The organism is Candidatus Methylomicrobium oryzae (genome assembly GCF_016745425.1).
Taxonomy (GTDB): Bacteria; Pseudomonadota; Gammaproteobacteria; order Methylococcales; family Methylomonadaceae; genus Methylomicrobium; species Methylomicrobium oryzae.
Window position 1 is genome coordinate 87541 of the sequence record NZ_JAERVK010000004.1, and the last position, 21248, is coordinate 108788.

Genomic DNA, 21248 nt, shown 5'->3' on the forward strand with positions numbered 1-21248 from the left:
CAAATGGCTTTCGCCTTGCGCCTTCAGCCTGACTTACAACGTCATCAGAATGTGGGGACTGCGGTTCAGGTCCAGGTAAATCGCATCCAGCTGTTCGCGGCTGTGCGCTTCGATCGTGACCGTGATTGCGGTATAGTTGCCGCCCTTGCTCGGGCGCGAGGAAACCGCGCCCTCGCCGATGTTCGGGCTGTGTCGGCGCACGATCTCCACCACGACCAGGTCGAGCTCCGGACTGGTCTTGCCCATCGCCTTGATCGCGAAGGTGCAGGGAAAGGTTAAGAGGGATTCTTCGTTCATGAGACGGATTGTTTATAAGCCTGAAACAGACGGTTCACCTTTTGCCAGACGAGGCCGGGTTTACCGCCGCCGACGGGCCGGCCGTCGAGTTCGACAACCGGTACGATTTCCCGGACCGAACTCGCGATCCATATTTCGTCGGCCTGTCTCAGATCGTCGGCCGCAATCAATTGTTCCCGGCATGAGATATGGCTCTCCCGGCAGATTTTCAAGATCACTTCGCGCGTGATGCCGGGCAAAATGTCGCGGCTCAGCGGCGGGGTAACCAATACGCCGTTCAGCACCGCAAAGACATTGCTTGAGGAACCTTCGGTCACGAAGCCGTTCTTGACCAGAACGGCTTCCGCTCCGCCGCACTCCGCCGCTTCCTGTCTGAGCAGGACATTGGCCAGCAGGGTGATCGCTTTGACATGGCAGTTATCCCAGCGGCTGTCTTCAAGGCAAACGGCCCTGATGCCGGTATCGCGCTCCGGATAAGGAGGAATGGGCGAGCTCATCGCGAAAACGGTCGGAGGGACGTTTTCGGGAAACAGATGGTCCCGTTTCGGCGCGGCACCGCGGGTAATCTGCAGATAGACGTATTGGTCGGTTCCGTCCTCCAGAAGCGGGGCAAGAATGCCGCGCCATTCTTCCGGCGTGTGCGGATTATCGATCCGGACCGCAGCAAGGCTATTCTCCAGCCGAGCCAGGTGGGATTCGAATTCGAACAGCCGGCCGCGATAGGCGGGAATCACTTCATAGACCCCGTCGCCAAACAAAAAGCCGCGGTCCAGAACCGAGATATGGGCCTCTTCGACAGGTAAATAACGGCCGTTCAGATAAACGGGGTTATTGGCCATCCGCTTTTGCAAACCGCATCAAAATGCCGTCGAAAAGACGGCGGAACACGCTCCCCTCACCGACTGCCTTCAAGGCGATCAGATCTTTTTGGTCCACCACCTGATTCTTGTAGGTTACTTCGACCGTACCGAACTTGTCGCCTTCCTTGAAAGGCGCCACAATCGGGGCATTGACGCGAATGGCCGTTTTCACGTCGCCCGCACTGCCGCGCGGCACCGTGACATACAGACTTTCCGCAAGCCCCAAAGGCACGGTCTGAGTGTCGCCTTTCCAGGCTTTCGAATCGGATAGGGAAGTCTTGCCCTCGTAGAGACGAGGCGATTCGAAAAAGCGGAAGCCGTAGTTCAACAGATTCTGATTCTCGACGGCCCGGGCATTAACGCTTTTGGTCCCCATCACCACCGATATCAGGCGCATGTCGTTACGGAGCGCGGAGGCGACCAAGCAATAACCTGCATCCTCCGTATGGCCGGTCTTGACGCCATCCACGGTACTGTCCCGTGACAACAGCAAATTGCGGTTATGCTGAACGATATTGTTGTAGATAAATTCTTTTTGCGAAAACCAGGGATAGTACTGCGGAAATTCCTTGATCAACGCGGTCGTCAAAATCCCGAGATCGCGTGCCGAGGTGTAATGGTCTTCCACCGGCAAGCCGTCCGCATTCTTGAAATGCGTGTTCTTCATACCCAGCCGCGCAGCGTGCTGGTTCATCATGTCCGCGAAGGTGGCTTCGTCGCCGGCAATATGTTCGGCCAATGCCACGCTGGCATCGTTGCCGGACTGGATAATCACGCCTTTGAGCAGGTCTTCGATTCTGACCTGGGCGTTGACTTCGACGAACATCCGCGAACCCGAAGTGCCCCAGGCCTTCTTGCTGATCGTGGCGAGATCGTCCAGCTTCAAATGACCGTTCGCAAGTTCCTTGAACACCACATAGACAGTCATGATTTTGGTCAGGCTGGCCGGAGCGAGCCTCTCGTCGGCGTTATTTTCCACCAATACCTTGCCGGTCTGGAAGTCTTGCAGAATATACGCTTTCGCATCGATGGCCGGAGGCGCGGGCGTTTGTATCTCCAGCGATTCGGCATTTGCCTGCAGCGCGAGCGCGAGCAGTACGATCATGAAAAAACCGGGAATCAGCTTTAATTTTCTCTTAAAAAACATTGCGCTACAAGACTAACTGAAAAGAACGTAAACGCTATTGTATCATGACGCTTTCGTTTGGGTCGTTTTCCGTCACGTATTGAGCCCCGGTGATGCCGAGCTTGGCCAACTGGACATTCAGCTTGTCCGCCTTGGATTGACTGTCGACCGGACCGACCTGAACAGTATAGAGCGTGGATTTGTGATGCCGTGAAGCGAGCACTTTGGTTTTGGCCAGATGCTTGGCCGCAATTTTGTATTTCAGCTTGTGCGCCTGGCGGGCGCTCTTAAAAGTACCGACCTGCAGGTAGATGCCCTGCTTCCGCTGTTCTTTCGCAACTTCCCGCATTTTGCGGATCGCCTGCTTGTCCGAAATCGGCTTGATTTGGACCGGGGCGGTGCCGTTCATGTCAAGCTCTTGGGCAGCGGCATAGGATAAATCCAGCTCACGGTTGGCAACGAAAGGGCCGCGATCGTTAATCCGCACGATCACCTTGCGATTGTTTTCGAGGTTGGTCACCTCGGCATAAGAAGGAATCGGCAACGTTTTATGCGCGGCAGTCAGCGCATACATATCGAAGATTTCGCCGGTGGCGGTTTTTTTGCCGTGGAAGCGGGGACCGTACCAGGAAGCGATGCCCTGCTTGATGTAACGGGCGAGGCGCGGCAGCAGTGCTTCATCCTGCTCGGACTCCTGTCCGGCATCGGAAGAAGGGGTTTGGGATTTGCTGATGTTGAGTACGGTATGATGGCGGAATTGGTGGTTGGCGGTCAGGTGCCGCCTAGGTCGCTCTTCGGCCTGCGAGGCCGCCGCTTCAGCGGTAGTGTAGGGTACTGCGGTAATATCGGTAGCGAGTGAAGAGGTCTTGACTTGAGTCGCTGAGCAACTGCAAAGCACAGTAATAGAGAGAGCCGGTATGATTTTATTCATAGGGAGATGAGTTTTGATAATTTAAGAGGGCCTGGCTGAGCTGATAAACGGCCATGGCATAGAAGGAACTTTGGTTATAACGCTTGATAACCGAGAAATTGTCTAGAACAGCCCAAAGTTCGTCGCCATGTTCTTGCTCGAACGCCAGAAGTTTTACTTTACTTTCTAAAGGTAGCGGTCTTGAAAATTCAACACGGACCGATTCTAACTCATCAATTCTTAAATCTCTATTAATTTTGTCGCTTAATAATGCTTTGTAATCCTCATTTTTGGCAAAAACCCGCACCGCAGCCGGCTGATTCCTGACCCATCCATGGGCCCTGAAATAGTTGGCAATACTGGCGATCGCGTCTTTCGGGTCGCGCCATAAATCGCGTTTGCCGTCCTGGTCGAAATCGGTCGCAAAAGCACGGAAACTGCTCGGCATGAATTGCGGCATTCCCATCGCACCGGCGTACGAACCGGCCGGCCGCAATGGACTGACTTTCTCTTCACGGCACAAAAGCAGAAACTGCTCCAGCTCTTTGCTGAAGAAAGGGCTGCGCGGCGGATACGCGAAAGCGAGCGTCGACAACGCATCGATGACTCGGTAATAGCCGGTACGGCGGCCGTACAGCGTTTCCACGCCGAGTACCGCGACGATGATTTCCGGCGGCACCCCGTATTGCTCCGAAACCTGCTTCAGCGTATCCGCATGAAGGCGCCAGAACGCCGCGCCTTCCTTGATGCGGGCATCGGTCAGGAAAATTTTCCGGTATTTGTGCCAAGGCATCCCCTCCGCCGGGGACGCGATTTTCTTCAGCACATCGTCCTTGATTTTGACTTGGGCGAACACATCCTCCAGTTCGTCTTCGGAAAACTGATGCTTGGCGACCATGGCCTCGATGAAGGCGCTTTTCTCGCGCTGCCCCGCACAGGAGGCGAGCGCAACCAGGGAACAAAACAGAGCGGCGCGAACAGGCATGGACAGGCTCCTTAACCAATCGAAAATTTTTGATGCGTGTGGATCGACATCAGAATGCCGAAACCGGCGAGCAGCGTGACGATCGAGGTGCCGCCGTAGCTGATCAAGGGCAGCGGCACGCCGACGACCGGAAGAATCCCGATCACCATGCCGATGTTCACGAACACATAGACAAAAAAAGTAAAGGCCAGCGCGCTGGCCAGCAGACGGTTATAACTGTCCCGCGCCTGCGAGGCGATATACAGGCTGCGCGCGATAATCAGCAAATATAGGGCCAACAGCGCGATGCAGCCGAACAGCCCGAACTCTTCTGCGAACACCGCAAAAATGAAGTCGGTCGAGCTTTCGGGCAGAAATTCGAGCTCGGACTGCGTACTGCCGAGCCAGCCTTTGCCGTAAATGCCGCCGGAACCGATCGCGATCTTCGACTGGATGATATGGTAGCCCCGTCCCAGGGGATCGGCTTCAGGACTCAGGAAAGTCCGCACCCGGTCGCGCTGATAGTCGTGCATCAGGTGCCAGATGACTGGCGTGGACGCGCCGACCAGCCCGATGATCGCCCCGAGAAACCAGTAGGAAAGGCCGGCAAAGAACAATACCGCCGCGCCGGCAGAAGCGACCAGCAGCGCGGTCCCGAGATCGGGTTGTTTGGCGATCAGCAAAGTCGGCAGGATAATCAGAAAACCGGCAATCCCCAGTTGTTTCGGCTTCGGCGGCAGATGGTGCTCGGCCAGATACCAGGCAATCATCATCGGAGTGGTGATCTTGATCATTTCGGACGGTTGGAAACGGAAAAAGCCGAGATCGAGCCAGCGTTGCGCACCTTTCCCGATCTGCCCCATGATCAGCACTGCAATCAACAAAAAAATACCGATCCCGAACAGAGTAGCCGAATAGCGTTTGAACTGGATCGGATTGACCTGCGCCAACACGATCATCAAAAAAAACGCGAGCCCGACACGCGCCGCCTGGCGCAGCAAGACTCCGAAATCCTGGCCGCCCGAACTATAAAGGATCACAAAGCTCAACAGCGCGGTCAGAAACAGGCAAAGAAACAACGGAATATCGATGTGCATCCGGCGCAGCAATTTGCCGATCACCGACGGCGGATGAAAATGTTCGCGCCGAGTCTCAGTTTTCATGAAGATTTTGTAAATATTGCTTGATCACTTTGCCGGCAATCGGCGCCGCCACCGAACCGCCGTGCCCGCCATGCTCGACGACGACCGCAACCGCGATTTTCGGGTCGTCGGCCGGAGCGAAGGCCACAAACAGCGCATTATCGCGCAATTTGAAGTCGATTTCGCTCTCGTTGTATTTGGCGCCCTGCTTGATCCCGAACACCTGGGCCGTGCCGGTCTTGCCCGCAATCTGGTAAGGAATGCCGTAGCCGATTCGTTTCGCCGTGCCGGAAGCGCTGTGTACGACGTTGATCATGCCGGCCACGATCGGATCGAGATTCTGCGCTTTCAACGGGATGATTTCAGCGGGCTTTTCCGGACTCTTCTGGACGCCCTGGGCTGTAACGATTTTATTGACCAGGAACGGCGTGACGATCTGGCCGTGATTCGCCAATGTCGCAGTCGCCCGCGCCAGCTGCAAGGGCGTGACCTGATGATAGCCCTGGCCGATCCCGGTAATCAGCGTTTCCCCCTCATACCACCGCTGTTTTTTCTTCGCCTGTTTCCAGGCAGGCGACGGCAGCAACCCCGCCAACTCGCCGTAAAGATCGATGCCCGTTTTCTCGCCGAAACCGAATTGCTGCAGAAAGTCGTGCATCTTTTGAATGCCGAGCATTTGCGCCAGGCGGTAAAAATACACGTCACAGGATTCGGTGATCGCCCTGATCATGTCGACCGTGCCGTGGCCGCCCTTGCGCCAGTCGCGGTAGCGGTGATCGACGCCGGGCAAGGTGTAATATCCCGGACAATACAAACCTTGCGGTGCGCGGATCTTGTCGTACTCCAGCCCCGCCAGCGCGATGAACGGTTTGATCGTTGATCCGGGAGGATAGAGGCCGCGCAATGCACGGTTGTACAGCGGCTGGTTTTCCGATTCGTTCAATGCCTTATAATCTTCGGATGGAATGCCGACCACAAAAGGATTCGGATCGAACCCCGGGCGGCTCACAAACACCAGAACACCGCCGGTCTTCACATCGATCGCGACCACCGCACCATTATAAAAGTCGAGCGCGTCATAAGCCGTCTTTTGCAGATCGATATCGAGCGTCAGGTAAAGGTTCGCGCCGGGCACCGGTTTGACTTCGTTCAATGTATTCAGCGAACGGCCCTGCACGTTCGTTTCGATTTCGGCATAACCGGCCTTGCCGTGCAGTTGCGTTTCGTAAGTCCGTTCGATGCCCAGCTTGCCGATATGGTTGGTGCCTTGATATTCGGGCATCGGCAACTCCTTCAACTCGGTTTCGTTGATGCGCCCGACGTAACCGACCACATGCGAGGCAAGCTCGTAATAAGGATAGTGGCGCACCTGGCGCGTCTTGATTTCGACGCCCGGAAAAAAAGGCATCGATACCGCGAACTTCGCAAGTTCCTCGTCGGTCAGCGAGGGCAGCAATACCACGCTGTTGAAGCGCTTTTCGCGTTTGCGCTGCTTGTGGAACTGTTCGACTTTCTCGTCCGGCAGATCGAACAACTCCTGCAGCCTTCTCAACGTATCCTCCATGTCGCGGATCTGTTCGGGGATCAGTTCGAGGCTGTACGACGGCGTATTTTCGGCCAGAACCTTGCCGTTGCGGTCGTAGATGATCCCCCGGGTCGGCGGTACCGGCGTCAGCTTGACGCTGTTTTCTTTCGCCAGCATCGCATAATGCTCGTGACCGACGATCTGCAGATACATCAGGCGCACGACCAGCCCCGCGCTCATCAGTCCGATAAAGATCAGGGCAACATAGATGCGGCGCAGAAACAGGCGATTCTCGGCCAGGTCGTTTTTGATCGAAAACACGCGGTCCATGATCCGGCCCGGATTATTTGACGCGTTTCGCCAGACGGACGAAGCGCAACGTCGTATACACCAGCGGCCAACACAACGTACCGGTCAGGACCGGCACCCAGAAAGTCGCATGCAATTGCGCCGGATGCTGCGCGTTCTTAATGAAAAACAACAACAGCTGCGATAACAGCAGGCAGAAAAAAATGAACAGAGCCTGCTGTGCCAGCGGAAACAGGCGCAAGCGTTTGTGCAGCTTCAGGCAAAGAAAGATCACCAGCGAATAGGCCAGTGCATACTGGCCGAACAACCGGCCGAATAACATATCGGTCAACAGCCCGAACGACCAGGCATAAAAAATGCCCACCCTTTCCGGTACCGCCAGCGACCAGTAAATCAGGCTCAACAACACCCAGTCCGGATTCAGAAACGCCCAATCGCCGGGCAGTGGCACGATTCTGAGGGCCATCGCCAATCCTAGGGTGATCACGATACGCCCCCAGGCGTACTTGTTATTCAAGAGCATCTTCGAGCACCTGGTTCTGTTCGGCGGCCTGCTTGGAGACCAAAGGAATCGGAGTCGAATTGCTCCACACGATCATCAATTCGCGGCTGCGGTCCAGAAACGCCTTGGGCGTGGCGGTCACGGTCGCGAACGGCTTGTCCGACTCCGACGTGAATTTATCGACGACCGCAACCGGATAGCCTTGCGGAAACACGCCGCCGAGCCCGGAAGTGATCAACAAGTCGCCGGGCTTGATGTCGGCGTCATTCGGCAGGAACGGCAAGACCAAGCGATTGGTCTGACCGCTGCCGACCGCAATCGTCAGCAGCCCGTTCCGGTTGACCTGAACAGGAATCGCATGATTCGGGTCGGTAATCAGCATCACTTCCGATGTCATCGGGAAAGACCGGATCACCTGCCCCACCACGCCGTTTTCGTCCATGACCGGCTGCTGGGGATGCACTCCGAAACGGGTACCCTTGTTCACGACCACGACATGCTCGTAAGGGGCCATTTTGATCGACAACAGTTCCGCGATCATCACCTGCTCGCCGAGCTTGAACGAGTTTTCAAGCAGCGCGCGCAGGCGAATGTTTTCCTTTTCGAGCGCATCAAGTTTCAGCAGCCGGGTTTGCTGCATCAAATGGTCTTCCCGCAAGCGCTCGTTTTCTTTTTTCAGAGCCGCGTACGAACTGACCGAATCGGCGGTATGCCGGAACACGGTGGTAGGCATGTCGACCAGGTATTTGATCGGGTCGGTCAGCAGCGAAAGCGTGGTGCGGAGAGATTCCAGGTGCCGGGTTTTCTGATCGACGAACAGCAGCGCAATCGAGGCGAGAACGGCGATCAGCAAGCGGGTATTGATCGATGGGCCGGTGGCGAATAACAGTTTGATGGCAAAATTCCTCTGCGATTGGCTCCGGCCGCGGCAAGCCGACCGGCGACCGTGAGCAATCTTAACGAACTAAACAAACAGCGAATTGAAACCGGCCGCCCGCACCGCGATCCGCAACCCCGGACAGGAGTAAAGAAGCCCGGTCATTCCAGAGAAAACGCGGAGACGCCTTTCTTGTCCATCATTTCGAGTACCATGCCGCCGCCGCGGGCCACGCAGGTCAACGGGTCGTCCGCGATGAATACCGGTAAACCGGTTTCTTCCGCGATCAGTCGGTCGATGTCTTTCAGCAGCGCACCGCCGCCGGTCAGGTAAATGCCCCGGTTCGCGACATCCGCGCCCAATTCGGGCGGCGTCTGTTCGAGCGCAGCCTTCACGGTGCTGACGATGCCGGATAAAGGCTCCTGCAGGGCTTCGAGAATTTCGTTGCTGTTCAGCGCGAAACTGCGCGGCACCCCTTCGGCCAAATTGCGGCCCTTCACTTCGATCTCCTTGACCTCGCTGCCGGGGTAGGCGGTGCCGATTTCCATCTTGATCTTTTCGGCGGTCGCCTCGCCGATCAGCGTGCCGTAATTGCGGCGCACGTAATTGATGATCGCATCGTCGAAACGGTCGCCGCCGATCCGCACCGACGACGAATAAACGATGCCGTTAATCGAAATCACAGCGACTTCGGACGTTCCGCCGCCAATGTCCAGCACCATCGAGCCGCAGGCTTCGTCAACCGGCAGCCCCGCGCCGATCGCGGCCGACATCGGCTCTTCGATCAGATACACTTCACGCGCGCCGGCCATCGCCGCGGATTCGCGGATCGCGCGCCGCTCGACCTGGGTCGAGCCGCAAGGAACGCAGATCAGAATACGCGGGCTCGGCCGCAAAATTTTACTTTTATGCACTTTTTCGATAAAAAAACGCAGCATCCGTTCGGTGACCGCAAAGTCGGCGATCACCCCGTCCTTCAGCGGACGGATCGCGGTAATGTTACCGGGGGTTCGGCCGAGCATGCGTTTCGCGTCCGCGCCGACGGCCGCAATCGTCTTGGCCCCGCGGATCTTGTCTTCCTTGATCGCGACAACCGAGGGCTCGTTCAGGACAATGCCCTGCCCCGGGATATAAATCAAGGTATTGGCGGTTCCAAGGTCGATAGAGAGATCGTTGGAAAAAATTCCACGAATTCTTTTGAATAGCATTGAGGATGGTTCCTGACGGGAAATAAATGAGACTACTTTATCAATCGAGCCGGTATTCGAGCAAGATATAGTATCATATTTCAAGGGCCGGATTCCGAATACCTGTTGGCACTTTTCGCATGCGGCTAGCGGGCGGAATGATGATGAGCAATCCTATGGCAAGACGCTGAATTCATCCGCACCACTGCGTCTATCCGGCCGCGATTTTAAATTTTCTGAGGGAGTCATTCAATGTCGTTAACGGCAGACGAAGTAAAAAAAATTGCGCATTTGGCGCGTCTTGGAATCGACGAACAGGATGTGCCGCATTATGCGGAAGATTTGTCCGGCATGCTGGAACTGATGGCTGCGATGGGCGCCGTCGACAGCGAAAATGTGCCGCCGATGGCGCATCCGCTGGATCTGCACCAACGGCTCAGAAACGATAGGGTGACCGAACGGAACGAGCGCGAAAAATTTCAGGCGATTGCGCCGCAAGTCGAGGCCGGACTGTATCTGGTCCCGAAAGTGATTGAATAAAGGATAAACCGGGAATGTATAACAAGACCATCGCGGAATTGGCCGAAGGGCTCCGCAGCCGGCAGTTCTCAAGCCGCGAATTGACACTGGCCTATTTGGAGAGAATCAGTCAGCATCAGGCATTGAACGCCTTCATTACGGCGACCGAAGATCTGGCACTTAAACAGGCCGATGCGGCCGATGCCAAGCTTGCCGCCGGCGATGCGGAACCCTTGACCGGCATTCCGATCGCGCACAAGGATATTTTCTGCACCGACGGGATCAGGACCAGCTGCGGCTCGAAAATGCTCGACAACTTCATCGCGCCGTACGATGCGACCGTCGTCGCCAAGCTGCAAAAGGCCGGCGCGGTGATGCTCGGCAAGCTGAACATGGACGAATTCGCGATGGGTTCGTCGAACGAAACCAGCTTTTACGGCCCGGTCAAAAACCCGTGGGATCTGAACGCGGTACCGGGCGGCTCGTCCGGCGGTTCGGCCGCGGCGGTCGCGGCCCGGCTCGCGGCGGGCGTGACCGGCACCGATACCGGCGGCTCGATCCGCCAGCCGGCCGGCTTTTGCGGAATCACCGGGCTGAAGCCGACCTACGGGCGGGTGTCGCGTTACGGGATGATCGCCTATGCGTCCAGCCTGGACCAGGGTGGACCGATGACGCGGACGGCCGAGGATGCGGCGATTTTGTTGCAATCGATGGCGGGATTCGACGAGAAGGACTCGACCAGTGTCGACCGGCCGGTTCCCGATTACCGGGCCGGTTTAACACAGCCCCTCGACGGCCTGAAGATTGGTTTGCCGAAGGAATTCTTCGGCGAGGGCCTGTCTTCGGAAGTCGCCTCGGCGATCGAGGCGGGGCTCGCTGAATACCGCAAGCTGGGCGCGGAAACCGTCGAGGTTTCGATGCCGAACCTAAAGCTGGCGATCCCGGCCTATTACGTGATCGCGCCGGCCGAATGCTCGGCGAACCTGTCCCGCTTCGACGGCGTGCGCTTCGGCTACCGCTGCGAGGCGCCTGCCGACCTCACCGACCTTTACACCCGTTCGCGCGGCGAGGGCTTCGGACGCGAGGTCAAACGGCGGATCCTGATGGGCACCTATGCGCTGTCGGCCGGCTATTACGATGCCTATTACATCAAGGCGCAAAAAATCCGCCGCCTGATCAGCGACGATTTCAAAAACGCGCTGTCGTCGGTCGATGTTCTGATGGGGCCGGTCGCACCGTCCGTTGCATTCGGAATCGGCGAAAAAATCGGCAACCCGATCGAAATGTATCTGTCCGATATTTATACGATTGCAGTCAACCTTGCCGGCCTCCCGGCGATGTCAATTCCGGCAGGGTTTGCTTCCGACAAACCGGTCGGCCTGCAGATCATCGGCAATTATTTCGCCGAAGACCGTTTATTGAATGTCGCACACCAATATCAGCTTGCAACTCAATGGCATCAACTGACGCCGCCGGGTTTCGAATAGAGAGATTAAGAAATGGAATGGGAAACCGTCATCGGCCTGGAAATTCACACCCAGCTTGCCACGAAATCCAAAATTTTTTCCGGCGCGGCAACCGCCTACGGCGCCGAACCGAACACGCAGGCCTGCGCGGTCGACCTCGGCCTGCCCGGCGTCTTACCGGTATTGAACCAGGAAGCGGTCAATATGGCGGTCAAATTCGGCCTGGCGATCGAAGCCGAGATCGCGCCTTATTCGGTGTTCGCGCGTAAAAACTATTTTTACCCGGACCTGCCGAAAGGCTATCAGATCAGCCAGTTCGAATTGCCGATCGTCGGCAACGGCCATCTGGACATCGAGGTGGACGGCGTAACCAAACGGATCGGCATTACCCGCGCGCATCTTGAAGAAGATGCGGGTAAATCGCTGCATGAAGATTTTCACGGTCTGACTGGCATCGACCTGAACCGCGCGGGCACGCCGTTGCTCGAAATCGTCTCCGAACCGGACATGCGTTCGGCGAAAGAAGCGGTCGCTTATATGCGTAAGCTGCACGAACTGGTGCGCTACCTTGGCATTTGCGACGGCAACATGCAGGAAGGTTCGTTCCGTTGCGACGCGAACGTCTCGGTACGCCCGAAAGGCCAGAAAGAATTCGGCACCCGCGCCGAGCTGAAAAACATCAACTCGTTCAAATTTGTCGAAAAAGCGATCAACTATGAAGTCGAACGGCAGATCGACCTGATCGAAGCGGGCGGCACCGTCGTGCAGGAAACCCGCCTTTACGATGCGGCAAAAGACCTGACCCGCTCGATGCGCAGCAAGGAAGAAGCGAACGATTACCGCTACTTCCCCGATCCCGATCTGCTGCCCGTGTACATTTCCGAAGCATTCAAGGCGGAGGTGCTGACAACGATGCCGGAACTGCCGGACGCGAAGAAGCAGCGCTTCAAGGATCAGTTCGGCCTCGACGACGAGAGTACGACGATTCTGACCTCCTCCCGCGAAACGGCCGATTATTTCGAGGCGCTGCTGGCAGCCTCGGGTTGTGAAGCTCGACTTTGCGCGAACTGGGTCACCGGCGAATTATCGGCCGCTCTTAACAAAGCGGGACAAGAAATCGCCGATTCGCCGGTCAGCTACGACCGTCTGGCCGGCCTCTTGAAACGGATCGCCGACAATACGATTTCCGGCAAGATCGCGAAACAGGTGTTCGAAGCCATGTGGCAAAGCGAAGCCGAGGCCGACGAAATCATCGAAAAGCAAGGCTTAAAGCAGATCACCGACACCGGCGCAATCGAAGCGATCATCGACAAGATCATCGCCGACAATCCGGGCCAAGTCGAACAGTACCGAAGCGGCAAGGACAAAGTGTTCGGCTTTTTTGTCGGCCAGGTCATGAAAGCGATGCAGGGGAAAGCCAACCCCGAGGAAGTCAACCGCATGTTGAAAGACAAGCTGCATGGCTGACCTTTAATTTTACAAAAAAACGTTGCGGATTAGCAGCATCCGGCATAAAGTTAAGGCAAAATATGCGCAATCCATTTGAGGGGAAACCGCTATGGCGACGACAGTAGAACCGGCACGGCCGGAAAGAAGACAGCGTACCACTCAGCTGATCGACGAACTGCAAAACGAAAGACGGGACTTGTGGTCCCTGTATTGCCAGATCGGCGAGCTGAAGCCGTTTAACGACCTCGAACCGGTCAAAACCAAGCTGATGCGATTTGCGGAAGTGCTGGTCGACTACGTTTCGCTCGGGCATTTCGGATTGTACGAAAGAATCCTGTCCGGCACCGAACGCCGCGAAAGCCTGATCGCGGTAGCGACCGACATCTATCCGGAATTTTCCGAAGTCACCGAGATGTCGGTTTCTTTCAACGACAAATACGAAAACGCCGGCGAGGCCTCGGCCTTTGCGAGCTTGGCTGACGATTTGTCCGCGCTGGGCGAATCGCTGGCCAAGCGGTTCGAACTGGAAGACCGGTTGTGCGGATTAATGCGGCGCTGAATTGCCAAGCTTGCTGCTTCGTTTAACGAAGGCCTAGACCCGGCAGGTTTTTAAAACCTGCCGGGTCTCTTTATAAAGACCTCATTCTACCGCAAGAGGCCCCGATTTTTCCGGACTCGGCTCCTGCGATGCGTCCGCTATTGGCTTCGCTCCGTCTTACTGAGCGGCAGGTTCCGCGGTGCCTGACCCATTTACTTCCGAGGCTTCTTTTATAAACGTTTGCTTCAGGTGATTGAGCGCCGCCCAAAGGGTTTTTTCCATCACCACTTCATTACCGATCGAGACGATCACCCTCCGCAATTCCGGTATTTTGACCTTGGTCGACACCAGATAAACCGGCTGCACGTACAACACCGTATTGCCCATCGGCAAAATCACCATGCGCCCCAATTCGACCCGCGAACCGCCCTGGTTCCACAAGGTAAACTGCGCGGAAATTTCCGGATCCTGGTTGATCAATGCTTCGACCTGGGCGGGACCGTTCACCTGCACCTCCTTTCGGAAGCGGTAAACCGTAATGCCCGGCTTGTAACTGTTGCCGCAGGTTTCCTTGTCCAGAATACTGGCGACACCGATCATGCTCAGATTGTCTCGATTGATCGGGGTCATCGGGTTGATCATCACGAATTCTTCCTTGTCGTTGCAATTCCCGAAATCCATGGTCTGATAATACGGCCTAACCTCCTCGCCGCGCACACTCGCGAACTGCCAGGTTTCCGCCTGCTCGTAAAACAGCTCCGGCCGTGTTTGATGATATCTTGCAAACACCTTCATCTGCATGTAATAAAGCTCGCGCGGATAACGCAAGTGCCTCTGCAGTTCTACCGGCATCTCCTCCATGTTTTTAAACAGACTCGGATAGGCCCGCGCATAGGCATTGATCAATACATCGGAAGGATCGGCAATATAATAGTCGACCGCGCCGTCATAGGCATCCACGACGATCTTGACTGAATTACGGATGTAATTAAAAGATTGGTCACCTTTGAGATATTCATCCGCGGCCGGCTTCGAAGCCGGATACCAGTTCGACAGGGTGTAGGCGTCCTGAATCCAGTAGAGGCGGTCCTTGGCCACAACCAGATACGGATCCTTGTCCAAATGTAGAAAAGGCGTAATCGACTTGATCCGCTCGGTAATATTCCGGCGGATTAACATTTTGCTCTTGTCGGTGATCGATATCGAAAAGAAAATCTTTTCATCTTTGAAATAAAACGCGAACAGCGCCTTTCGGAACCAGGACGGAATCGGAATCCCCCCTTCGCCTGCATACTGGCGTTCGATGCTGGGATCGGCGGGCTCAAGCCCGACCACGTTGAGCGTGTTCGGCACGACGGCATAATCGTAACTTCCCTCGCCGTAATAGATGTCCGGATTTTTGGTGGTCAATCCGACCGGCGAGTACAGATTCAGGTCGCGCAAATACCAGACCAGGGGAATATCGGCATCCTGGGCGGCCGGCGACGCAACCGCACCGGTTCCATGCGTATAGCGCAAATGCATATTCTCCCAAGCGTGCGCGGATTCAGGCAGTTTGCCGATGTTCACTTCGCGGGCCGCCAGATTCACTTGGCGGGTATGACCCAACAAAAAATAACGGTCTTCGTCGACCGAGAAAAAGGCGTAATAGGGCCGGATCTCCTGCAGCTGCTGATAGCTGTCGATTAAATATTCCCGATCCCAAACCGGAATGTTCTCGAAACGCTTTTGCGTGCTCCAGGTCGCAATGTCTTCGGCCGCATTCAAATTAATACTCTGATCGATAATATTGATGTTTCTCAGGTCATACGCGTTCAGCGTCGCGTCGATATTATGCTGCATGAACGGTTTTTCGGCCTTGACCGGATTCGGATTGACGATGTATTTCTGAATCGCCGCGGGAATGGAGTCGACGTTCGGCAAAAACCAGACGAACAGAAACGCGGCCGACGAAATGAAAAACGGCCCTTTAACGCGGTGTTCCTTCGAGAAAATGAACAGCAGACCGGTTATCGCGACCGCCACAAAAGTGAAGATACCGAGCCAGATCAGCGGCAACTTGTAATTGATTTCGACGAATCCCGGTCCGAAGAAAATCGGCTCGTGCGAATGGTTGTAAAGCAGCGCAAACCGATCCAGCATAAAACCCCAGACCACGAACAGCACGACGAAGCCGAGCAGCACGGTCAAATGAATTTTTGCGCCGATGTGATATTCCTTGTTCTGGTTGGGGATGAAGATATGCTCCAGCCAATACAAAATGCCGACTGCGATAAAAATGACGATCGCGGTCGTCAACAATTCTTTTTGAATCAGCAGATAAATCGGGTAAGACAACAAGTAGAAACTGATGTCGTTACCGTAAACGGTATCGGTGACGCCCGACGGCTGGCCGAAAAAGTACAGTAATGCCGACTCCCATTGCCGATAAAACGGAATCGCGATAAAGACGGCCAAAATCAGCGAAATGGGCGTATAGACCTTGACCGAACCGCTCATGAAGATATCGGCAAAGCGCTGGAAACGGCGGCGTTTGTCCAGGTCGGCCAGAATTTCGTCGGGCGGATTCAAGCCCAGATAGCGAGAGGCAACCCAGAAATGGAAGAAGAAAATCAGGAAAAAAGCCAGCGTGACGCCGCCCGACAGGAAAAACCGGTAAAGCAGCCTGAGCCAGAAGTACGGCTCCTGCTTCAGCGACTGAAACCACCACAAATCAACGAATAGGTCGAGGAAAATGAAATAGAAGGCAACATAGATAATGACCGCGATTCCCAGGATCGCTCCGATCAGCGCGGGTAAGAACTTCAGATTCCGCATACTATCCTCATGTTTTAAATTGGTATATGACTTAATACTGCTGTACGAGCCCGGAAGACTGTAGCCGGCGTAATACCGATCCGGGCCGTATTTTAACATCCAACTACCGGACCGCCGCCGCTTTTATCTCGGCGTTACCGGGCACTTTCGCTTAATATCGGCATTCTCCCCGTACTATTGCGTACATTCTCCAATATTGCAAATGCTCCGGCGCAAAATCGCAAAAGGGGTTCGAATTCACGTCCGCCGGCCCGGAATGGCCGAAAACGGAAAGCCGGGCAGTACGTACTTGATGTTTTTATATATTTTTATAAAGAATTTAGGTTAAAATAGCCGGCTATCGAAACTGGGCGCGTGCCGGTCCGGCCTTTGCCGAGGCCTGCGCTCGACGTGATTCCACCCTCCAGACTTCGATGCGTTCCGTCCAACCCTTGGTTACCCTGACTGCGGTCTACGGCATCAGGCAGCAGGTCGTATTTTGCGCCGTTCAAAGCTCCGGTCGAATTTGCTTGAGTGAATACTCGCGGGACGGTTATTGCAAAAAGATTTTTATGCCCAACATTTAGAGTAACAACATGACTGATTTAAGCCTTTACAGAAACATCGGCATATTCGCGCACGTGGATGCCGGCAAAACTACCACGACCGAGCGTATTCTGAAGCTCACCGGCAAGATCCACAAGATCGGCGAGGTGCACGACGGCGCAGCAACCACCGACTTCATGGTGCAGGAACAGGAACGCGGCATCACGATTCAGTCGGCGGCCACCACCTGTTTCTGGAAAAATCACCGCTTCAACATCATCGACACTCCGGGCCACGTCGATTTTACGATCGAAGTATACCGCTCGCTGAAAGTGTTGGACGGCGGCATCGGCGTGTTCTGCGGCTCCGGCGGCGTGGAACCTCAATCCGAAACCAACTGGCGCTATGCGAACGACTCTAAAGTCTCGCGCCTGATCTACGTCAACAAACTCGACCGTCTGGGTGCGGATTTTTTCCGCGTAATCAAGCAAGTCGAAGACGTCCTGGGCGCAACACCGGTCGTGATGACGCTGCCGATCGGCCGCGAAGATCAATTTTCCGGCGTCATCGATTTATTGACCCGTAAAGCGTGGATCTGGGACGACTCCGGGGATCCGATGAAATATCAAATCACCGACATCCCTGCCGATATGGCGGACGAAGCCGAAAAATGGCGCGAAAAACTGATCGATCAAGTCGCCGATCAGTACGACGACGTAATGGAAAAATACCTGGAAGGCGAAGAGCCCGATGTCGAAACCATCAAGCGCTGCATCCGCAAAGGCACCATCAACATGGACTTTTTCCCGACCTTTTGCGGATCTTCTTTCAAAAACAAGGGTGTACAGCTCGTTTTGGACGGCGTCGTCGATTACCTTCCGAATCCGACCGAAGTCAAGCCGCAACCCGAAACCGACATCGAAGGCAATCCGACCGGCGAATTTGCCGCCGTCGATCCGGAGCGCCCACTGCGCGCCTTGGTATTCAAGATCATGGACGACCGTTTCGGCGCCCTGAACTTTATCCGCATTTATTCGGGCCGCCTGAAGAAAGGCGACACCTTGTTGAATACCTACACCGGCAAGACCGAACGGGTTGGACGTATGGTGGAAATGCACGCCGACGACCGCTCCGAAATCGAAACCGCCCAAGCGGGCGACATCGTCGCCCTGATCGGCCTGAAAAACGTACAGACCGGACATACCTTGTGCGATCCGAATAAGCCAGCGACGCTTGAGCCGATGGTTTTCCCTGATCCGGTCATTTCGGTTGCAGTGACGCCAAAAGATAAAGGCTCGAACGAAAAAATGGGCATCGCGCTGGGCAAAATGGTTGCGGAAGACCCGTCTTTCCACGTTTCGACCGACGAAGAAAGCGGCGAAACGATTCTGAAGGGCATGGGCGAATTGCACCTCGACATCAAGGTCGACATTTTGAAACGGACCCACGGCGTCGAAGTAACCGTCGGCAAGCCGCAGGTGGCATACCGCGAAACGATCACCCGCCGCATCGAAGACGAATATACCCACAAGAAGCAATCGGGCGGTTCCGGCCAATACGCGAAGATCAACTATGCAATCGAGCCGGGCGAGCCGGGCAGCGGTTTCGCCTTCGAATCGGCGGTGACCGGCGGTAACGTACCGCGCGAATACTGGCCGGCGGTCGAAAAAGGCTTCAAGAGCATGCTCGATCAGGGCACTCTGGCCGGCTATCCGTGCCTGGACTTCAAAGTCACCCTGCTCGACGGCGGCTTCCACGCAGTTGACTCCTCGTCGATCGCGTTCGAAATCGCCGCGAAAGCCGCATTCCGTCAATCGATTCCGAAGGCGGCGCCGCAATTGATCGAACCGATCATGAAAGTGGACGTGTTCACGCCATCCGACAACGTCGGCGATGTGATCGGCGACTTGAACCGCCGCCGCGGTATGATCAAATCGCAGGATCCGGGCGTTACCGGCGTCCGCGTAAAAGCGGACGTGCCGCTGAGCGAAATGTTCGGCTATATCGGCGACCTGCGCACGATGACTTCAGGCCGCGGCCAGTTCTCCATGGAATTCTCGCACTATCTGCCATGCCCGAAAAACGTGGCGGACGAAGTGATCAAGGAAGCCCTGGAGCGCAAGAAAGCGAAATAATCCGCTATTGACGGGATTATGAAAAAGGCCGGCCAGCATTGCTGACCGGCCTTTTTTGTACCCGCCTCCTTATCAAAAAGAAGTCTCGAAGCGAATAACCCAACCTCGCCTTTCGGGCACTCCCCTGACCTTAACGGGACCAATAACTCTCATTCCATTCAAGTATTTGAATCCCACTCCAGCCTGAGCCGCGCTTCGCCATTTTGCCGATCAACTCCGGATGCTGGTGCAAAGACAATACCTCGCTGACATAATGCCGGGTTTCCGCGTAAGGCGGAATATCGTAATGATTCCGCATCACCGCATTTTCGCCGGCATTATAGGCCGCGACCGCAAGACGCAAATCGGAGTTGAAAAGATTCAGCAGATGCTTCAGATAGCGTGTACCGCCTTCGATGTTCTGTACAGGATCGTAGCGGTCGACCACTCCGAACCTTGCGGCGGTCCCTGGCATCAATTGCATCAAGCCCACCGCGTCGGCCGAGGAAACCGCCGATGGGTTATAGGCGGATTCTGCCTGAATCACCGCATGCAAAAGCTTCGGGTCGACATGATGCTTATCGGCCGCTTTCGCGATCAAAGGTTCGAATTCCTTTTTGTTCTTATTGTTCGCTATGCGCCCGTTCCTTACGGGAACAGGATCGGCCATTCGGAATCTGGCCTTCGGCCTTTCTTTCCGAATCAATTTCGGCCGATATGCCCGAGCACTAAGGTTGACAGCACCATTGCCCGGCATGTTTTCCGACCGAATTTCCGAATAGCCGTTTTGATCCGAGTGAAACTCCTGCCCATCGATATTGATCGTGAGGTCCGCCAAAGCGGCCGAACAGAAAACGAACAGGCTCGCCACAATAGGGATTTTTATCAGTTTTTTTCGCATACCGCTCCAATTCGCTCCTTTCTGGCCGAAAGAAACACGAGTTCTTACGTAGAGTTTCAATTAGAGCAAATTCTGAACGGATAAACAACGAACAAGCTACCCGACGAGCGGCCGTGCAGCCGCATCGGGAGTTTTGGGCTCCGCGTATGCATTCAAGCCGATGCGACGAAATGTCCTCTCTGCAAATATCGGCCAAACGGTATAATCCTTAAAAGCCGGCTTGACTTTTCTCGTTTTGATGGTGTGATCGGCAAGCCGGCTGGATGGAGGTATATATGAAACAAGACTATCATTACTTACAAGCATCGTCCGATAATCCCGTGAAGGCGATTGTGCAGGGGATCGACCGCGATGTCGAACACGGCGAAGATCTCTTGATGCTAGGGCTCGGGATCGTGATGCTGTCCTCGACGTTTGCCCCGGTTGCGCCGCCGGTCGTGCTGTTGCCGCTGGTCGCCCTGACCTTTGCGATTAGCGTGACCCTGGCGCACCGGAATTACCGGAAAATGGAGCGCAAACTGTTCGCCTCGATGTCCCGCTTAAGCAATCAGGACATTGCCTTGCTCCGCCCGATCGCGGCAGTTTTTGCCGAAGTTCCCGCAGACTCCCTGGCCGAGTCGTTCAATCCGGCCAAAAACCTCAAGAGGACACTGAAAAGCGCACTCGGCGGCATATTGATCAATCCGCTCTGGATGCCGATTTTCTACATGATGGGCCTTCAGATCAATGCGGAGAAACGCTTGAGCTCATTGAATCGAGCGATCATCGGAGTCGAGCAAAAGATCAATTCCCCTTCCGCCTGGGTTTGAGCGAGGACCGGTTACCCGGCCCTCAGACTTCTGCCAACAAATGCCGTTAGGATGGAATAATTTGTAATTTTTGCCGCTATTAGCAGCCGCATGTAAAGAACCGCCTGACCGCCTTGAAGGCTGAAGCGAGCCAAACACCGGAGCACTGTCGGCCGGATTTGCCGGACATAACCGATCGAAGAGAGTCGATCCGACCCGGACCTCCGAATCAGCTATGGAATCGGATTATTTCTGAAAGGAATAAAACAAGGCAGCGAAGATCAACTGCAAAAAAACCAGACCCCAAAAATAGAGTCCGAAGAGCACCGCCTTGACCTGGACCGCGTGCTCTTTGGAATGCCGCCGAACCAATAGCCGGCCGCCGCCGGCAGCCGCCGCCAGAATCAGGATGCCGACGATTGCCACGCGCAC

Annotated in this window: 19 protein-coding genes; 6 read left to right on the plus strand and 13 right to left on the minus strand. The window is 55.3% G+C overall.

The window, feature by feature from the left end:
• Window positions 1-33: 33 nt before the first annotated feature.
• The 10 genes from JJL52_RS05460 to JJL52_RS05505 all read right to left on the minus strand — a co-directional run bounded on the left by JJL52_RS05460 (window position 34) and on the right by JJL52_RS05505 (window position 9720).
• Window positions 34-297 (minus strand): YbeD family protein, encoded by a 264-nt coding sequence (locus JJL52_RS05460; RefSeq protein ID WP_202051396.1) that lies wholly within the window; start codon window positions 295-297, stop codon window positions 34-36.
• The gene (locus tag JJL52_RS05465) at window positions 294-1136 is read right to left on the minus strand and encodes a D-amino acid aminotransferase (RefSeq protein WP_202051397.1); all 843 of its coding nucleotides are present in this window, start codon (window positions 1134-1136) and stop codon (window positions 294-296) included. Before JJL52_RS05465 ends, JJL52_RS05460 begins: the two co-directional genes overlap by 4 nt.
• The gene (locus JJL52_RS05470; protein WP_202051398.1) at window positions 1126-2304 is read right to left on the minus strand and encodes a D-alanyl-D-alanine carboxypeptidase family protein; all 1179 of its coding nucleotides are present in this window, start codon (window positions 2302-2304) and stop codon (window positions 1126-1128) included. The genes JJL52_RS05465 and JJL52_RS05470 overlap by 11 nt, the downstream gene beginning before the upstream one ends.
• A 34-nt stretch (window positions 2305-2338) precedes the next feature.
• On the minus strand, window positions 2339-3214 hold the full coding sequence (locus JJL52_RS05475) for a septal ring lytic transglycosylase RlpA family protein (RefSeq protein WP_202051399.1): 876 nt from the start codon (window positions 3212-3214) through the stop codon (window positions 2339-2341).
• A complete protein-coding gene (gene mltB / locus JJL52_RS05480; protein ID WP_202051400.1) occupies window positions 3207-4178 on the minus strand; it encodes a lytic murein transglycosylase B in 972 nt (323 codons plus the stop codon). The genes JJL52_RS05475 and mltB overlap by 8 nt, the downstream gene beginning before the upstream one ends.
• An 11-nt stretch (window positions 4179-4189) precedes the next feature.
• The gene (rodA, locus tag JJL52_RS05485; RefSeq protein ID WP_202051401.1) at window positions 4190-5320 is read right to left on the minus strand and encodes a rod shape-determining protein RodA; all 1131 of its coding nucleotides are present in this window, start codon (window positions 5318-5320) and stop codon (window positions 4190-4192) included.
• Window positions 5310-7154 carry a penicillin-binding protein 2 gene (gene mrdA, locus JJL52_RS05490; protein ID WP_202051402.1) on the minus strand — a complete coding sequence of 615 codons (1845 nt, stop codon included), beginning with the start codon at window positions 7152-7154 and terminating at the stop codon, window positions 5310-5312. Before mrdA ends, rodA begins: the two co-directional genes overlap by 11 nt.
• Before the next feature lie 13 nt (window positions 7155-7167).
• Window positions 7168-7656: a rod shape-determining protein MreD gene (mreD, locus tag JJL52_RS05495; RefSeq protein ID WP_202051403.1), complete on the minus strand. Its 489-nt coding sequence runs from the start codon at window positions 7654-7656 to the stop codon at window positions 7168-7170.
• Window positions 7643-8530: a rod shape-determining protein MreC gene (mreC, locus tag JJL52_RS05500; RefSeq protein WP_436231509.1), complete on the minus strand. Its 888-nt coding sequence runs from the start codon at window positions 8528-8530 to the stop codon at window positions 7643-7645. The genes mreD and mreC overlap by 14 nt, the downstream gene beginning before the upstream one ends.
• A 143-nt stretch (window positions 8531-8673) precedes the next feature.
• Window positions 8674-9720, minus strand: a complete 1047-nt coding sequence (locus tag JJL52_RS05505; RefSeq protein WP_202051404.1) for a rod shape-determining protein — start codon at window positions 9718-9720, stop codon at window positions 8674-8676.
• 231 nt (window positions 9721-9951) lie between these two features.
• On the opposite strand from JJL52_RS05505, the gene gatC reads away from it, so the two are divergent.
• The 4 genes from gatC (at window position 9952) to JJL52_RS05525 (ending at window position 13692) form a co-directional block, all read left to right on the plus strand.
• Window positions 9952-10239, plus strand: coding sequence for an Asp-tRNA(Asn)/Glu-tRNA(Gln) amidotransferase subunit GatC (gene gatC / locus JJL52_RS05510; RefSeq protein WP_202051405.1), 288 nt, complete (start codon window positions 9952-9954; stop codon window positions 10237-10239).
• Window positions 10240-10253: 14 nt separating this feature from the next.
• Window positions 10254-11705 (plus strand): Asp-tRNA(Asn)/Glu-tRNA(Gln) amidotransferase subunit GatA, encoded by a 1452-nt coding sequence (gene gatA, locus JJL52_RS05515; protein WP_202051406.1) that lies wholly within the window; start codon window positions 10254-10256, stop codon window positions 11703-11705.
• 12 nt (window positions 11706-11717) lie between these two features.
• Window positions 11718-13151: an Asp-tRNA(Asn)/Glu-tRNA(Gln) amidotransferase subunit GatB gene (gatB, locus tag JJL52_RS05520; RefSeq protein WP_202051407.1), complete on the plus strand. Its 1434-nt coding sequence runs from the start codon at window positions 11718-11720 to the stop codon at window positions 13149-13151.
• A 91-nt stretch (window positions 13152-13242) separates the two neighbouring features.
• Window positions 13243-13692, plus strand: coding sequence for an Rsd/AlgQ family anti-sigma factor (locus JJL52_RS05525; RefSeq protein WP_202051408.1), 450 nt, complete (start codon window positions 13243-13245; stop codon window positions 13690-13692).
• A gap of 156 nt (window positions 13693-13848) precedes the next feature.
• Here JJL52_RS05525 and JJL52_RS05530 read toward each other — a convergent pair whose 3' ends face one another.
• A complete protein-coding gene (locus tag JJL52_RS05530) occupies window positions 13849-16488 on the minus strand; it encodes a UPF0182 family protein (protein WP_202051409.1) in 2640 nt (879 codons plus the stop codon).
• Window positions 16489-17063: 575 nt separating this feature from the next.
• Between JJL52_RS05530 and fusA the strand changes: the two genes are divergently transcribed.
• Window positions 17064-19148 carry an elongation factor G gene (fusA, locus tag JJL52_RS05535; RefSeq protein WP_202051410.1) on the plus strand — a complete coding sequence of 695 codons (2085 nt, stop codon included), beginning with the start codon at window positions 17064-17066 and terminating at the stop codon, window positions 19146-19148.
• Window positions 19149-19278: 130 nt separating this feature from the next.
• On the opposite strand, the gene JJL52_RS05540 is transcribed toward fusA, so the two are convergent.
• Window positions 19279-20028, minus strand: a complete 750-nt coding sequence (locus tag JJL52_RS05540; protein ID WP_236994075.1) for a lytic transglycosylase domain-containing protein — start codon at window positions 20026-20028, stop codon at window positions 19279-19281.
• Window positions 20029-20303: 275 nt separating this feature from the next.
• On the opposite strand from JJL52_RS05540, the gene JJL52_RS05545 reads away from it, so the two are divergent.
• Window positions 20304-20837, plus strand: a complete 534-nt coding sequence (locus JJL52_RS05545; protein ID WP_202051411.1) for a hypothetical protein — start codon at window positions 20304-20306, stop codon at window positions 20835-20837.
• A 225-nt stretch (window positions 20838-21062) separates the two neighbouring features.
• Here the strand turns inward: JJL52_RS05545 and JJL52_RS05550 are convergent, their stop codons facing one another.
• On the minus strand, window positions 21063-21248 hold the full coding sequence (locus JJL52_RS05550) for a hypothetical protein (protein ID WP_202051412.1): 186 nt from the start codon (window positions 21246-21248) through the stop codon (window positions 21063-21065).

Bases quoted from the DNA above. Each gene is read 5' to 3' on its own strand.
- JJL52_RS05475 (WP_202051399.1), bottom strand. From the start codon at position 3,214: ATGAATAAAATCATACCGGCTCTCTCTATTACTGTGCTTTGCAGTTGC.
- gatA (WP_202051406.1), top strand. From the start codon at position 10,254: ATGTATAACAAGACCATCGCGGAATTGGCCGAAGGGCTCCGCAGCCGG.
- JJL52_RS05540 (WP_236994075.1), bottom strand. From the start codon at position 20,028: ATGCGAAAAAAACTGATAAAAATCCCTATTGTGGCGAGCCTGTTCGTT.
- gatB (WP_202051407.1), top strand. From the start codon at position 11,718: ATGGAATGGGAAACCGTCATCGGCCTGGAAATTCACACCCAGCTTGCC.
- JJL52_RS05505 (WP_202051404.1), bottom strand. From the start codon at position 9,720: ATGCTATTCAAAAGAATTCGTGGAATTTTTTCCAACGATCTCTCTATC.
- JJL52_RS05545 (WP_202051411.1), top strand. From the start codon at position 20,304: ATGAAACAAGACTATCATTACTTACAAGCATCGTCCGATAATCCCGTG.
- gatC (WP_202051405.1), top strand. From the start codon at position 9,952: ATGTCGTTAACGGCAGACGAAGTAAAAAAAATTGCGCATTTGGCGCGT.
- JJL52_RS05460 (WP_202051396.1), bottom strand. From the start codon at position 297: ATGAACGAAGAATCCCTCTTAACCTTTCCCTGCACCTTCGCGATCAAG.
- fusA (WP_202051410.1), top strand. From the start codon at position 17,064: ATGACTGATTTAAGCCTTTACAGAAACATCGGCATATTCGCGCACGTG.
- mltB (WP_202051400.1), bottom strand. From the start codon at position 4,178: ATGCCTGTTCGCGCCGCTCTGTTTTGTTCCCTGGTTGCGCTCGCCTCC.
- JJL52_RS05530 (WP_202051409.1), bottom strand. From the start codon at position 16,488: ATGCGGAATCTGAAGTTCTTACCCGCGCTGATCGGAGCGATCCTGGGA.
- mrdA (WP_202051402.1), bottom strand. From the start codon at position 7,154: ATGGACCGCGTGTTTTCGATCAAAAACGACCTGGCCGAGAATCGCCTG.
- JJL52_RS05525 (WP_202051408.1), top strand. From the start codon at position 13,243: ATGGCGACGACAGTAGAACCGGCACGGCCGGAAAGAAGACAGCGTACC.
- JJL52_RS05470 (WP_202051398.1), bottom strand. From the start codon at position 2,304: ATGTTTTTTAAGAGAAAATTAAAGCTGATTCCCGGTTTTTTCATGATC.
- rodA (WP_202051401.1), bottom strand. From the start codon at position 5,320: ATGAAAACTGAGACTCGGCGCGAACATTTTCATCCGCCGTCGGTGATC.
- JJL52_RS05465 (WP_202051397.1), bottom strand. From the start codon at position 1,136: ATGGCCAATAACCCCGTTTATCTGAACGGCCGTTATTTACCTGTCGAA.
- mreD (WP_202051403.1), bottom strand. From the start codon at position 7,656: ATGCTCTTGAATAACAAGTACGCCTGGGGGCGTATCGTGATCACCCTA.